Origin of the sequence: Bradyrhizobium sp. CCBAU 51627 (genome assembly GCF_028128765.1) — a bacterium.
Lineage (GTDB): Bacteria > Pseudomonadota > Alphaproteobacteria > Rhizobiales > Xanthobacteraceae > Bradyrhizobium.
On the sequence record NZ_LBJG01000090.1, the window covers coordinates 14,375 to 27,705 of the forward strand.

12 protein-coding genes are annotated in these 13,331 nt (G+C 64.4%); 4 read left to right on the top strand and 8 right to left on the bottom strand.

Translation table 11 applies throughout. From position 1 onward, the window contains the following. Positions 1-13: 13 nt before the first annotated feature. The 5 genes from XH88_RS34435 to cysG are packed head-to-tail and all read right to left on the bottom strand — an operon-like array spanning position 14 to position 4,643. Positions 14-739, bottom strand: a complete 726-nt coding sequence (locus XH88_RS34435; protein ID WP_271672647.1) for a phosphoadenylyl-sulfate reductase — start codon at positions 737-739, stop codon at positions 14-16. Continuing rightward, complete coding sequence (locus XH88_RS34440; protein WP_271672648.1) at positions 736-1,251, bottom strand: DUF934 domain-containing protein; 516 nt, start codon at positions 1,249-1,251, stop codon at positions 736-738. Before XH88_RS34440 ends, XH88_RS34435 begins: the two co-directional genes overlap by 4 nt. Continuing rightward, positions 1,238-2,893, bottom strand: a complete 1,656-nt coding sequence (locus XH88_RS34445; RefSeq protein ID WP_271672649.1) for a nitrite/sulfite reductase — start codon at positions 2,891-2,893, stop codon at positions 1,238-1,240. Before XH88_RS34445 ends, XH88_RS34440 begins: the two co-directional genes overlap by 14 nt. Before the next feature lie 11 nt (positions 2,894-2,904). Further along, positions 2,905-3,222 carry a DUF2849 domain-containing protein gene (locus tag XH88_RS34450; RefSeq protein WP_271672650.1) on the bottom strand — a complete coding sequence of 106 codons (318 nt, stop codon included), beginning with the start codon at positions 3,220-3,222 and terminating at the stop codon, positions 2,905-2,907. Further along, complete coding sequence (cysG, locus tag XH88_RS34455; protein ID WP_271672651.1) at positions 3,219-4,643, bottom strand: siroheme synthase CysG; 1,425 nt, start codon at positions 4,641-4,643, stop codon at positions 3,219-3,221. The genes XH88_RS34450 and cysG overlap by 4 nt, the downstream gene beginning before the upstream one ends. A gap of 244 nt (positions 4,644-4,887) precedes the next feature. Here cysG and cysD point away from each other — a divergent pair, with 244 nt between their 5' ends. The 3 genes from cysD (at position 4,888) to XH88_RS34470 (ending at position 10,078) form a co-directional block, all read left to right on the top strand. Then, positions 4,888-5,682, top strand: coding sequence for a sulfate adenylyltransferase subunit CysD (gene cysD, locus XH88_RS34460; RefSeq protein WP_271672652.1), 795 nt, complete (start codon positions 4,888-4,890; stop codon positions 5,680-5,682). 20 nt (positions 5,683-5,702) lie between these two features. Next, a complete protein-coding gene (gene cysC / locus XH88_RS34465) occupies positions 5,703-7,619 on the top strand; it encodes an adenylyl-sulfate kinase (protein ID WP_271672653.1) in 1,917 nt (638 codons plus the stop codon). Between the two features lie 293 nt (positions 7,620-7,912). Continuing rightward, positions 7,913-10,078 carry a malate synthase G gene (locus tag XH88_RS34470; protein WP_271672654.1) on the top strand — a complete coding sequence of 722 codons (2,166 nt, stop codon included), beginning with the start codon at positions 7,913-7,915 and terminating at the stop codon, positions 10,076-10,078. Between the two features lie 76 nt (positions 10,079-10,154). Here the strand turns inward: XH88_RS34470 and XH88_RS34475 are convergent, their stop codons facing one another. From XH88_RS34475 to XH88_RS34485, 3 genes are all read right to left on the bottom strand, one after another. Then, on the bottom strand, positions 10,155-10,310 hold the full coding sequence (locus XH88_RS34475; protein WP_063694217.1) for a Thivi_2564 family membrane protein: 156 nt from the start codon (positions 10,308-10,310) through the stop codon (positions 10,155-10,157). 233 nt (positions 10,311-10,543) lie between these two features. Beyond that, positions 10,544-11,197, bottom strand: a complete 654-nt coding sequence (locus XH88_RS34480; RefSeq protein ID WP_271672655.1) for a DUF2865 domain-containing protein — start codon at positions 11,195-11,197, stop codon at positions 10,544-10,546. Positions 11,198-11,215: 18 nt separating this feature from the next. Next, positions 11,216-11,986: a L,D-transpeptidase gene (locus XH88_RS34485; RefSeq protein WP_271672656.1), complete on the bottom strand. Its 771-nt coding sequence runs from the start codon at positions 11,984-11,986 to the stop codon at positions 11,216-11,218. A gap of 209 nt (positions 11,987-12,195) precedes the next feature. Between XH88_RS34485 and XH88_RS34490 the strand changes: the two genes are divergently transcribed. After that, on the top strand, positions 12,196-13,308 hold the full coding sequence (locus tag XH88_RS34490; RefSeq protein WP_271672657.1) for an AI-2E family transporter: 1,113 nt from the start codon (positions 12,196-12,198) through the stop codon (positions 13,306-13,308). Positions 13,309-13,331 lie beyond the last annotated feature (23 nt).

Genomic DNA, 13,331 nt, shown 5'->3' on the forward strand with positions numbered 1-13,331 from the left:
CAGCGCGACTGTACTACGAAGTCTTTATCGTGTGGATACCGCATTCTGTCTTGGCGCGGCCACGCCAGCGACCTGCGCGCTCATCCTCACCTTCGGCCGTTCTGCTCGTGCAAGGCATACACCCGACCGAGCGAAAGCCGGACGCCACAAGTGGATGGCGCGGCAAATTGGCGCGGACGAAAATCGCCTCGAGTTCCTCGCGCGAGACATTCGCAAACGGATTGAACTTCAGCCGCGCACCATCGTCCTCGACCACGGGAATGTCGGCGCGCGCATTGCCCTGAAAACGCTTGCGGCCGTTGAGCCAGGCCGAGAACGGTTTTAGCGCACGCGCCAGCGGCTCGACCTTGCGGATACGGCAGCAGGCATCGGGATCGGAGAACCAGAGGTCGCGATCGAGATCTTCGCGCGTCAACGTTTCCTCCGCCGGCTTGATCGAGCGGACGTCCTTCAAGCCCAGCGTCGCTACAAGCGTATCGCGATAGGCCAGCGTCTCCTCGAACAGCCAGCCGGTGTCGAGGAAGATCACGGGTATCGCCGGATCGACATCGGCCATCACCTTGAGCAGCGTCGCCGATTCCGTGCCGAAGGACGACACCAGCGCCAGCTTGTCGCGACCGACCGCCTTCAGCGCGGCAGCGATGACCTCCGCGGGCGAAGCATCGCGCAAGCTCCGATCGAGCTCTGCCGCCGAAGGCAGCGGGGAAGCGGACGAGACCTGGGGCGCGATCGCGTTCACGTGCCGACGCCTTCCGAATGACGCAGCTGCATGCGCCGGTGCAGCGCCGTGATGCGACCATCGCCGGTCGGCTGGTAGAAGACCGAATAGCGCTTCGCGGTCTGCATGAAGGCTTCCGCGTCGGCCTGCTTCTTGACCTCGAAGGAATCGAAGCCGGCGCGCAGCATGAACACGAACTGGTCGCGCAGGACCTGGCCGGTCGCACGCAACTCGCCGCGATAATTGTAACGCTCGCGCAGCAGCCGCGCCTGGCTGTAGGCGCGTCCGTCGCGGAAAGTCGGGAACACCAGCGCCACGGCGGCGATCTTGCCGAGATACGGCACCAGCTCGTCGATGTCGCGGTTGTTCGGCCAGATCACGCCGACCTTGCCGGCACGCTTGAGCAGCGCATCCGCCTCGCCGATGAAGCGCTCGGCGGGCACCAGGATGCCGCCGCTCTCGGGCAGCGGCGTGTCGACGGCGAGCTTGACGAAGCTGTCGTCGACGATTTTTCCGCCGTTAACGAGTGGCATAGACGCGCTCCTTGAAGGGTTCGACGCCGAGGCGCTTCACGGTGTCCATGAACAGCTCGTCGGGCCGCTCGCGCAGCGCGAGATAGGCTTCCACGACGTCCTCGATGACGTCCGCGACTTCGTCGAACTTGACGCCTGGCCCGATCAGGGTGCCGAGCGCGGCATTCTCGTCGGCGCGGCCGCCGATGGTGATCTGATAGACCTCCTCGCCGTTCTTCTCGACGCCGAGAATGCCGATATGGCCGACATGGTGGTGGCCGCAGGCATTGATGCAGCCGGAGATGTTGATGTGGAGCCGGCCGATCAGATTGGCCAGCTCGTGGTTGGCGAATCGTCGCGACAGCTCCTGCGCGATCGGGATCGAGCGTGCATTCGCCAGCGAGCAATAGTCGAGACCCGGGCAGGCGATGATGTCGGTGATCAGATTGACGTTCGGCGTCGCGAGCCCGAGCTTGTCGAGCGCCTTCCACAGCGCCGGCAGGTCGCGCTTGGCGACGTGCGGCAGCGCCAGGTTCTGCTCGTGGCCGACGCGGATCTCGCCGAAGGAGTACTTGTCGGCGAGATCGGCCAGCGCATCCATCTGCTCGGCCGTCGCATCGCCCGGAGGCTTGCCGATCGGCTTCAACGAGATGGTGACGATCGAATAGCCCTGCACCTTGTGCGGGGCCACCGAGCTCTTGCGCCACGCCTCGAACTCGGGGTCGGCTGCGGCCTGGCGCAGCTCGTCCGGCATGTGCGGCAGCTTCTCGTAGGCCGGATAGGTGAAGCGCGAGCGGATGTCCTCGATCACCTCGTCGTCGATCTGGAGCGAGGAGTTGCGGATGTGCTGCCACTCCTCCTCGACCTCGCGCGAGAATTTCTCGATGCCGAGCTCGTGCACCAGGATCTTGATGCGCGCCTTGTAGATGTTGTCGCGGCGGCCGTACTGGTTGTAGACGCGAAGGATCGCCTCGATATAGCTGAGGATGTCACGGCCATGCACGAAGTGCTTGATGGTCTTGGCGATGAACGGGGTGCGGCCGAGCCCGCCGCCGACCAGCACCTCGAAGCCGGTCTCGTTCTTCTCGTTCCTGACCAGCCGCAGCCCAATGTCGTGGATCTTGATCGCGGCGCGATCGTGGTCCGACGCGGTGATCGCGATCTTGAACTTGCGCGGCAAGAACGAGAATTCCGGATGCAACGTGGTGTGCTGGCGGATCAATTCCGACCAGATGCGGGGATCTTCGATCTCGCCGGGCGCAACGCCGGCCCACTGGTCCGAGGTGACGTTGCGCATGTTGTTGCCGGAGGTCTGCATCGCGTGGATACCGACCTTGGCGAGATCAGCCAGCGCATCCGGCAGCTCGGCGAGCTTGATCCAGTTGAACTGGATGTTCTGCCGCGTGGTGAAGTGGCCGTAGCCGCGATCGTATTTGCGCGCGACATGGGCCAGCGCCCGCAACTGGCTCGTCGCCAGCGTGCCGTAGGGGATTGCAACGCGGAACATGTAGGCGTGCAATTGCAGATAGACGCCGTTCTGGAGCCGCAGAAGCTTGAACTCGTCCTCGGTGAGTTCGCCCGAAAGGCGGCGCTTCACCTGGTCGCGGAACTCCGAGACGCGCTCGTTGACGAGCGTGCGATCGATTTCGTCGTAAGCATACATAAGCGGCTGCCTCAAACCTGGGCCGGCTGTCCGATGGTCACGCCGGTGCGGCGGATGTGTTCGCGCAGATTGCCGGGCTCGACCTTGCCGTCGTCGCCGACCTGCACCGGGGCGATATAGGGACCCACGGCACCGACGTCATCGGCGACCGATTCCGCGAGCAACGCCTTGGCTTCGTCGGAGTTGCGCACGATGGCGGCTTCCGAGAGATCGGCGGACCAGCTCTTGGCGGCGGTGCGATACACAACGATGCCGTCCCAGGTGCGGTTGGCGGTCACGACCGAAGGGCCGGCGATTTTGATCTTCTTCTGTTCAAGCGGGGAGGTCATTCGGCTGCATCCAATAGGTCAGAGATGATTTGCTTTGGAGTTTGACGGCGAAGCGAACCGGCATGGCGGACCACGTCGCCGATGATGAGAATGGCGGGACCACCATCGATCCGCCGCACCAGCTCGGGCAGCTCGCGCAGCGTACCGATCGCGCTCTGCGCATCGGGCCGCGTGACGCGGGCGAACACGCCGACCGGCGTTTCCGGAGAGCGACCGGCCGCGAACAGGCCGGCGCGCACAGCCGGTGCCGCCGTCATGCCCATGTAGACGACGACGGTCATCCTGGTGTCGGTCAGGGTCGACCAATCCACCGCTTCCGCATCGCGTGCCTTGTGCGCGGTGAGAAAGGTGATCCGTGTTGCTTCGTGACGGTAGGTGAGCGGCACCTCGAAATCGGCAGCGCCGCCGAGTCCTGCCGTGATGCCGGGGATGATCGAGTAGGCGATCCCGGCGGCGCGCAATGCTTCGACCTCTTCGCCGCCGCGGCCGAACACGAAGGGATCGCCGCCCTTCAGCCGCACCACGCGCTGGCCGGCTTGCGCGGCCTCGATCATCCGTTTGTTGATGGCATCCTGGCCGATGCCCGGCTTGCCCACGCGGCGGCCGACCGCAACGCGCGTCGTATCGCGGCGGATGCGGTCGAGAATCTCGGGAGAGACCAACTCATCGTGAAAGACGATGTCGGCGTCCTGCAACGCGCGCAACGCCTTGATGGTGAGAAGATCGGGATCGCCGGGACCGGCGCCGACCAGCGCGACAGAGCCTTGCGGCTTGTCGGCACGTGCGAAATCACAGGGATCGGAGATCGCCTTGAGCGCGGCGTCCGCCTCGTCCTTGCGGCCGGCGAGCACGGCAGCGCCGATCGGGCCGTCGATGACGCGCTCCCAGAAGCGGCGGCGCAACGGAAATTCGGCGATACGCTCGTTGACGGATTTGCGGAAGCCACCGATGAAGTCGGCGAGTTCGCCAATGCGCGCCGGCAGCAGCGCCTCGATCTTCTCGCGCACGCGCCGCGCCACCACCGGCGATGTGCCGCCGGTGCCGACCGCAACCACCACATCGCCGCGGTCGACGATTGCGGGGAAGATGAAGCTCGAATGCTCGAGATCGTCCATGACGTTGACGGGAAGACCGAGTGCCTTCGCCCGGGCCGACATCGCAACGCCAACGTCGCCCGCTCCCGCACAGACGATGGCAATGACGCCGGAGAGGTCAGCCGTCAGCGGATCGCTGGCCGCGATCTCGATACGCGCGGCGTCCTCGGCGCTGAGGCCCAGTTCATGATTGGTATCGACCGCATGTACGCGAATGCGCGCGCCGGCAGCCGCGAGCACGCGCAATTTGGCGCGCAGAAGCTCACCCGCGCCGATGAGGACCACCGGACCGGCCTTGAGATCGAGAAACACCGGCAAGAACCGCATGCGATACTCGTTTCCCCCAATTCGGGGTTGACTGGAATTATTTTCTATATATGTCTCGTTTCGAGCGCGCAAAGAGAAAATTTTTTCTTCTCTTCTGCGCTGCAACTATAGAATTTTCGCCTCCAAACGCAAAGTGGCAGAGATGCATCTTCTCAAGGACGATTCCGCAGTTGTCGCAGTGAGCAGCCCGGCCCCCATCGGACGCTCGGGCTCGCAAGAATTTCCTGCTGACGTTGCGCCCAGCATGGACCATCTCGACCAGCTCGAGGCGCAGAGCATCTACATCTTTCGCGAGGCCTTTGCCCGCCTGAAGAAGATCGCCCTCTTGTGGTCGCTCGGCAAGGACTCGAACGTCATGATCTGGCTGGCGCGGAAAGCGTTCTTCGGCCGCATGCCGTTCCCGGCCCTCCATGTCGACACCGGCAAGAAATTTGCCGAGATGTATCGCTTCCGCGATCATTACGGGAAGGAGTGGGACCTCGACCTGCGCGTCGAGCCGTGCCCGCCCATCGATGCTGTCGATCCGACGCTGCCGCCGGCCGCCCGCTCCGCTGCACGCAAGACCGAAGGCCTCAAGACGGCGCTCGCCAAATACGGCTTCGACGGCCTGATCGCCGGCATCCGCCGCGACGAGGAAGCCACCCGCGCCAAGGAGCGCGTGTTCTCGCCGCGTGGTCTCGAAGGCAATTGGGACGTCCGCGACCAGCCGCCGGAGTTCTGGGATCATTTCAACGCCTCGCCGCCGCAAGGCGCGCATTTGCGCATCCATCCGATCCTGCATTGGACCGAGGCCGATATCTGGGCCTACACCAAGCGCGAGAATATCCCGATCATTCCGCTGTATCTCGCCAAGAACGGCAAGCGGTACCGCTCGCTGGGTGATCAGGACATCACCAATCCCGTGAACTCGAAGGCATCGACCATCGACGAGATCCTGATCGAGCTGGAGCAGACCAAGGTGCCGGAGCGCGCCGGCCGTGCGCTCGACCACGAGACCGAAGACGCTTTCGAGCGGCTCCGCGTCGCCGGCTATCTCTGATCCCAAGGACGCACGCGGTCATGAACATGCTCGTCACCCCCACCTCGCCCGCCACGCCGAACGGCACCACGCGTCCGCAGGTTCGCATCGTCATCGTCGGCCATGTCGACCATGGCAAGTCGACGCTGGTCGGCCGCCTCCTGCACGAGACCGGCAGCCTGCCCGAGGGCAAGCTCGAAATGCTGAAGGCCGTCAGCGCGCGGCGCGGCATGCCGTTCGAATGGTCGTTCCTGCTCGACGCGCTGCAGACCGAGCGCGACCAGGGCATCACCATCGACACCACGCAGATCCGCTTCCGCACCAATTCGCGCGATATCGTGCTGATCGACGCGCCCGGCCACGCCGAATTCCTGCGCAACATGATCACCGGCGCCGCGCAGGCCGACGGCGCGGTGCTGATCATCGATGCGCTCGAAGGCGTGCGCGACCAGACAAGGCGGCACGGCTATCTGCTGCATCTGCTCGGCGTGAAGCAGGTCGCGGTCGTCGTCAACAAGATGGACCGCGTCGATTTCTCGGCTGACCGCTTCAAGGAGATCAGCGACGAGATCTCGGCGCATCTCAATGGCCTCGGAGTGACGCCGACGGCCGTGATCCCGATTTCCGCGCGCGACGGCGACGGCGTTGCGGAGCGCACCGACCGCATCGGCTGGTACAAGGGCCCGACCGTGGTCGAGGCGCTCGATCGGCTCGAGCCAGCGCGGCCGCTGGAAGCGCTGGCGCTGCGCCTGCCGGTGCAGGCGATCTACAAGTTCGACGACCGCCGCATCGTCGCCGGCCGCATCGAGTCCGGCAGCCTGGTTGCCGGCGACGAGATCGTGATCATGCCGGCTGGCAAGATCGCCAGGATCAAGACGGTCGAGAGCTGGCCGGTGACGCCCGTCGCAGGGCGGCAGGGTGCCGGCCGTTCGGTCGGCATCACGCTCGACCGCGAATTGTTCATCGAGCGCGGCGACATCATCGCCCATGCCAGCGCTGCTCCGCGCGAGACACGCCGCCTGCGCGCGCGCATCTTCTGGCTGCACGACAAGCCGCTCGCCAAGGGCGACCAGTTGCTGGTCCGCTGCGGGCCGAAGGAAAGCCGCGCCACCGTCGTCGCAATCGAAAAAGCGGTCGATCCAGGCGAGCTCTCGAGCAGCGAGAACAAGGCGATCGGCCGCAACCATGTCGGCGAGATCGACATCTCGCTATCGAACCCGATTGCCACCGATCCCTACACCGAGAATCCGCGCACCGGCCGCCTCGTGATCGAGGTCTCCGGGCGCATCGCCGGCGGCGGCCTGGTGTTGTCGGTCGATGCCGGCCAGCGCGCCGTACCCGTCGACATCGTGCCGGTGGAATCGGCGCTGCGCGCCGACGAGCGCTCCGCGCGCTATCGCCACAACGGCGCCGTGGTCTGGCTCACCGGCCTGCCGGCCTCCGGCAAGTCGACGCTGGCGAAGGCGCTGGAGCGGCGTCTGTTCACCAATGGCGGCTCGCCGATCCTGCTCGATGGCGACACGCTGCGCGCCGGGCTCAACAGCGATCTCGGCTTCTCCGCCGCCGATCGTAGCGAGAACATCCGCCGCCTCGCCGAGGTGGCGACCCATCTCGCCCGCAACGGCCATATCGCGATCGTCGCGGCAGTCTCCCCCGCGCGCGAGGACCGCGCCGTCGCACGCCGCATCGCCGACACCGCATTCCGCGAGATCCACGTCGCGACGCCGGCCGAGGTCTGCGAGGAGCGCGATCCCAAGGGCCATTACAAGAAGGCCCGCGCCGGCGCGCTGGCGTCGTTCACCGGCATCGGCAATGACTACGAGAGGCCTGAGGCGGCAGAGCTCGTGATCGACACGTCGACGCGGACGGTTGCGGAAGCAGCCGACGAGATCGAGCAGATGCTGAAGTCGTCAGGCGTGCTGTTCGACGAAGTCGTGGACCTCGCCGCGAATATTTGAGGCTACCCTGGCCCCCGCTGTCGCCGCCCGGCTTGACCGGGCGACCCAGTATTCCAGAGACAGCGTTGGGATACGGAAAAGCCGCGGCGTACTGGATTCCCCGCTTTCGCGGGGAATGACAGCGGTGTGCTGGGCCACTCCCTCTGCTTGACATTTTGACAACCTCCTGGGGGTCTTCTCACCGCCCCGATTTTGGGGCTAATAGGTCCCGAAAGCCGCCCCGCGTGGGCGCATTTTGCTGCCGGCGGGTCAAAAGCAGCCAAAAACAGCCATTTCCAACAAGAAAGCCCATCATGAAACGCGTCGACGCCCACGGATTGAAGATCGCCCCTGTCCTTTTCGATTTCATCGCCAAGGAAGCCGCCCCCAAAACGGGGATCGCGCCGGATGCGTTCTGGGCCGGGGTTGCCGCCATCATCAAGGAGCTGGAGCCGAAGAACCGGGCGCTGCTCGCCTTCCGTGATCAGCTGCAGGCCAAGATCGACGACTGGCACCGCGCCAATAAGGGCAAGGTCTTCGATCTCGACGCCTATACCGCCTTCCTGAAGGAGATCGGCTATCTCGTCCCCGAGCCGGCGACGCAGAAGGTCGAAACCGCCAATGTCGACGAGGAAATCGGCAAGATCTGCGGCCCGCAGCTGGTCGTGCCGCTCACCAACGCTCGCTATGCGCTGAACGCGGCGAATGCGCGCTGGGGTTCGCTCTATGACGCCTTCTACGGCACCGACGCCATTCCCCATGATCCCACGGAGAGCGGCAAGGGTTACAACAAGGCGCGCGGCGACAAGGTGATCGCCAAGGCCAAGGCGTTCCTCGATACCGCCGCACCGCTCGCGACCGGCAGCCATACCGATGTCACCGCCTACAGCGTCGTTGCGGGCCAGCTCGCGGTGAAGCTGAAGAGCGGCAATGCCACGGCGCTGAAGAACGCCGCGCAATTCGCCGGCTTCCAGGGCGACGCGGCTGCACCGAGCGCGGTGCTGCTCGTCAACAACGGCCTGCATGTCGAGGTGAAGATCGATCGTAGCAGCACGATCGGCAAGGACGATCCGGCCGGCGTCGCCGACATGATCATGGAAGCCGCGGTCTCGACCATCCTCGACATGGAAGACTCGGTCGCCGCCGTCGATGCCGAAGACAAGGTGCTGGTCTACCGCAACACCCTCGGCCTGATGAACGGCACCCTGTCGGCCGACTTCGAGAAGGGCGGTAAGACGCTGACGCGTTCGCTCAACGCCGACCGCAGCTACAAGACGCCTGACGGCAAGGGCGAGGTGAAGCTGCACGGCCGCAGCCTGCTCCTCATGCGCAACTGCGGTCACCACATGTTCACCGACGCGGTGCTGGATGAGAAGGGCGAAGAGGTGCCCGAGGGCCTGTTAGATGCCGCCGTCTCCGGCCTGCTCGCCATTCACGACCTCAAGGGCAATTCCAAGGTCAAGAACAGCCGCACCGGCTCTGCCTATATCGTCAAGCCAAAGATGCACGGCCCGGACGAAGTGTCGTTCACCTGCGAGATCTTCGACCGCGTCGAGAAGATGCTGGGGTTGCCGGAGAACACGCTCAAGGTCGGCATCATGGACGAGGAGCGGCGCACCACCGTCAACCTCAAGGCCTGCATCCAGCGCGCCTCCAAGCGCATCATGTTCATCAACACCGGCTTCCTCGATCGCACCGGCGACGAGATCCACACCTCGATGGAAGCGGGTCCCATGATCCGCAAGAACGAGATGAAGGCACAGGCCTGGATCAAGGCCTATGAGGACTGGAACGTCGACATGGGCCTGATCGACGGTCTGCCCGGCCATGCCCAGATCGGCAAGGGCATGTGGGCCGCGCCGGACAAGATGGCGGACATGCTGGCGCAGAAGCTTGCCCATCCGCAGGCCGGCGCCACCACCGCCTGGGTGCCCTCGCCGACCGCCGCGACGCTGCACGCGCTGCACTACCACCAGGTCAACGTCATCGCGCGCCAGCAGGAGCTGACCAAGGGCGGTCCGCGCGCCAAGCTCTCGGACATTCTCACCATTCCGGTGTCGAAGTCGAACTGGGCCCCTGATGACGTCAAGCAGGAGATCGACAACAACTGCCAGGGCATCCTGGGTTACGTCGTGCGCTGGATCGACCAGGGCGTCGGCTGCTCCAAGGTGCCTGACATCCACGATGTCGGCCTGATGGAAGATCGCGCGACCTTGCGCATCTCCAGCCAGCATCTCGCCAACTGGCTGCACCAGGGCGTGATCACCGAGGCGCAGGTGATGGAATCGCTCAAGCGCATGGCCGTCGTCGTGGACAAGCAGAACGCGGGCGATGCCATCTACAAGCCGATGGCGCCCGCTTTCGACGGCGTCGCCTTCAAGGCGGCCTGCGACCTCATCTTCAAGGGTCGCGAGCAGCCGAACGGCTATACCGAGTACATCCTCACCGCGCGTCGCCGCGAGGCCAAGGCTCTCGGTTAAGAAGGCAACTTGCTCTGAACATCAAAAGCCCCGGCGCAAGCCGGGGCTTCTTTTGTTGGAGAGTCGGAAGGGCCCGCTAGAACACCGCGAGATATTTCAGCAGCGAAACGATGCCGATGATGATGACGATGACACGCGCGATCTGCTTGGCACGACCGTCCATCGGCAGCATGTTGATGAGATAGAGCACGAGGATAATGACGAGAAAGGTGACGAGTACGCCGACCAGCATCAGGGCCCCCTTCAGGCAAATTGCTTACGGGGTCCTAACGCCTGTCCTGCGCAGCGGTTCCGTCCATGCAACCTCTTGTAACTCATAATGGAATTGTCGACTTCGGGAATGCAGCAGCCGCGGCAATGCGAAGAGCGCGTCCGACCTGCCCGAGGATCGGAGCAACCAGCTCGGCCACGAGGTTGGCGATTTCCTCGGCAAGATCGGCCGCGGCGTTGGCGTCCTGTGCCTCCCTACTCCTTCGCCACCACCGGCATGTGGCGGAATCTGGCGCGCATGGACTCTGGCAATGGCGAGAAGTTCATCGCGACGCCGTGGCGATCGTTGGCGTTGCGATTGGCGACGACGAGGCCGTCGCTTCCTGCAACGATGTCGCCCTTGCGCAAGGTCGGATCGTCGTCGATCTTGATCTGCGCGAGCCCGACCGGATCCTTCCCGTTGCAGGTACAGCCTGCGACGATCTCGTTGCGGTAGCGGAAGGCGTTGGGCAGGTCGGAATAGGATTTTCCCTTGTCCGTGATGGCTTCGTCGATATTGCTGCCATAGACCAGCGACGTCTCCGACGCCGGACAAAAACTCTTGCAGGATTGCGCCTTGCTCTCGGCGTCATTGCCCTGCGCCGGGAAGTAGCGACCGTCGCAGCCGCGCACGCAATAGGCCGTGCCGCCACCATACGACGCGCGTTGGCGCGGCGCATCGTAACGCGGCGTGTCGTCGTTCGGGAACGGCACCCTGATCTCCGGCGGCGGCCGCATGTGGAAGCCACCGAACAGCGCCGAGAAGAAATCTTCCGCTCGCGCTGACGGAGTCAGCGCGAGGCCAATGGAAGCGATCGCGAGGAACGCCGCCGTTCCGCAAGCCCGCCTGTTGATCGAACGTCTCATCATGTGACCTCACTCAACTCGTCAGTCCACCGACGACGCCGGGACATTCAACGCCTGACGTCCCGACGGCAGCGTCGTTGCCGCCGGTCGCTTGCGCACACCATCGCCGCCGCGCGCCATCAGGGGCGCGTTCTTCGGCAGCACCACGACCTTGGTGCCGACGCTGACGCGGTTGAACAGGTCGGTCACGTCCTCATTGGTGAGGCGAATGCAGCCGGAGGAGACGAACTTGCCGATGGTGGAGGGGTCGTTGGTGCCGTGGATGCGGTATTCGCTGGAGCCGAGATACATCGCACGCGCACCCAAGGGATTTCCGGGCCCTCCGGCCACGAAGCGCGGCAGATAGGGCTGGCGCGCGATCATCTCTGCCGGCGGATGCCAGTCCGGCCATTCCGCCTTGCGGCTGATGCTCTGCACGCCCGACCAGGTAAATCCCTCGCGGCCGACGCCGACGCCATAGCGTATGGCGCGTCCGTTACCGAGCACGTAGTAGAGATAAGTGTTGGCGGTATCGATGACGATGGTGCCGGCCGGCTCGTTGCGGTCGAAGCTCACGATCTGCCGGCGGAGACGATCCGGCAGCGCCGCATCCTCGTCGGCGCCCTGCGGCGCTTCGCTGGTATAGCCGTGCGCGTAGGACGGGTCCTGCTGATACGTCTGCGGCTGCATTGGCGCAAAGCTCAGCGTTTGCGCCTGAGCCGTGAACGGCATGGCCAGCAAAGCTGTCGCGAATGCACAAGCGGTCGCGACGCGCGGCGAGAAGCTGCGACGGATTACGGAGAACGTTGTCATGTGCTGCCCCGTTTGGATGTGTGCATCTGGGTGATGCTGCTGTCGTCACAACGCCGCAGTGACGACTCGAGTTCCGGCGACGGCTGCGACCGCTGTGTCACAGTCAAGCGACCGTCACTTCACGAAGCCGAGATGGAACCGCGGCGCCCGCTCGCGCGTTTCCCTGTCATCAACGGGCGCACGGAGATTTCCGCGCGGGGAGAGATATTGTGCGCGTCCTTCCCAGTGAACGACTGATTTCCGGCCCGGACGAGGGTACCCCGCTTCCTGACAGCCATGTCGAATTACCGCCGGTGATCCGGCGCACCGAGTTCGTGGCCTTTGCCCTTGCCGGCCTGCTCCTGATCGCCGTCGTCGCGGTGCTCTATGTCGCCAAGCCGTTCTTCCTGCCGGTCGTGATGGCCATCGTCGCCGGCACCATGCTGTCGCCGGCCGCAACCTTTCTGGAAAAGCGTCGAGTGCCGCGGGCCGTCGGGGCCGTTCTCATCGTCGTCGCGGTGACCGCGATCGTTGCGTTCATCTTCGCACTCATTGCTTCGCCGGTGATGGATTGGAGCTCGCGCCTGCCGCAGCTTGCCGTGCAGCTCAAGGACAAGATGCACGTCTTCGACCGTCCGCTGGCGCTATGGCGGGAGCTTCAAAGCATGATCGGCGGCTCGGACGGACTGCCAAACTTTCAGCTCCCCAAGATCGAATGGGTGCAGCCGACGCTGGAATTCCTGTCGCCGACATTTGCCGAGTTCCTGCTGTTCTTCGCGACTTTGATCCTGTTCATCGCGAGTTGGCGCGATCTGCGGCGCGCGCTGATCATGACCTTCGCCGACCGCGATGCCCGGCTGCGTACGCTGCGAATCCTGAATGAGATCGAGGTCCATCTCGGCAACTATCTCTTGACGGTGACCGTCATCAATATCGGCGTGGGCATTTCGGCCGGTATCGTTTGTGCAATCACGGGCATGCCCAATCCCGCCGGCCTCGGCGCCCTCGCCGCAACGCTGAACTTCATCCCGATCATCGGGCCGGTCGCGATGTTCTTCATATTGGCCCTCGTCGGCGTCTTGACCTTCCCGACCATCGGCGGTGGCTTGGCCGCGGCGATCGCCTTCGGCGGCATCACCTTTCTGGAAGGTCACTTCGTCACGCCCACCATCATTGGCCGCCGGCTGGCGCTGAATGCGCTCGCCGTTTTCATCGCGCTGGCCTTCTGGACCTGGCTGTGGGGGCCGATGGGCGCATTCCTGTCGTCTCCGCTGCTGATCGTCGGATTGATCCTGAAGGAGCATTTGTTGCCGGAGAATTCGCCGCAGCTTCCCCAGGAATGACTGGTTTCCACGACGGAACTTCC

What these genes read in the sequence shown, in the direction of transcription:
- XH88_RS34470 (WP_271672654.1), top strand. Translation starts at nt 7,913, where the DNA reads ATGAAACGCGTCGACGCCCACGGATTGAAGATCGCCCCTGTCCTTTTC.
- XH88_RS34440 (WP_271672648.1), bottom strand. Translation starts at nt 1,251, where the DNA reads ATGCCACTCGTTAACGGCGGAAAAATCGTCGACGACAGCTTCGTCAAG.
- XH88_RS34485 (WP_271672656.1), bottom strand. Translation starts at nt 11,986, where the DNA reads ATGACAACGTTCTCCGTAATCCGTCGCAGCTTCTCGCCGCGCGTCGCG.
- XH88_RS34480 (WP_271672655.1), bottom strand. Translation starts at nt 11,197, where the DNA reads ATGATGAGACGTTCGATCAACAGGCGGGCTTGCGGAACGGCGGCGTTC.
- cysC (WP_271672653.1), top strand. Translation starts at nt 5,703, where the DNA reads ATGAACATGCTCGTCACCCCCACCTCGCCCGCCACGCCGAACGGCACC.
- XH88_RS34445 (WP_271672649.1), bottom strand. Translation starts at nt 2,893, where the DNA reads ATGTATGCTTACGACGAAATCGATCGCACGCTCGTCAACGAGCGCGTC.
- cysD (WP_271672652.1), top strand. Translation starts at nt 4,888, where the DNA reads ATGGACCATCTCGACCAGCTCGAGGCGCAGAGCATCTACATCTTTCGC.
- XH88_RS34475 (WP_063694217.1), bottom strand. Translation starts at nt 10,310, where the DNA reads ATGCTGGTCGGCGTACTCGTCACCTTTCTCGTCATTATCCTCGTGCTC.
- cysG (WP_271672651.1), bottom strand. Translation starts at nt 4,643, where the DNA reads ATGCGGTTCTTGCCGGTGTTTCTCGATCTCAAGGCCGGTCCGGTGGTC.
- XH88_RS34450 (WP_271672650.1), bottom strand. Translation starts at nt 3,222, where the DNA reads ATGACCTCCCCGCTTGAACAGAAGAAGATCAAAATCGCCGGCCCTTCG.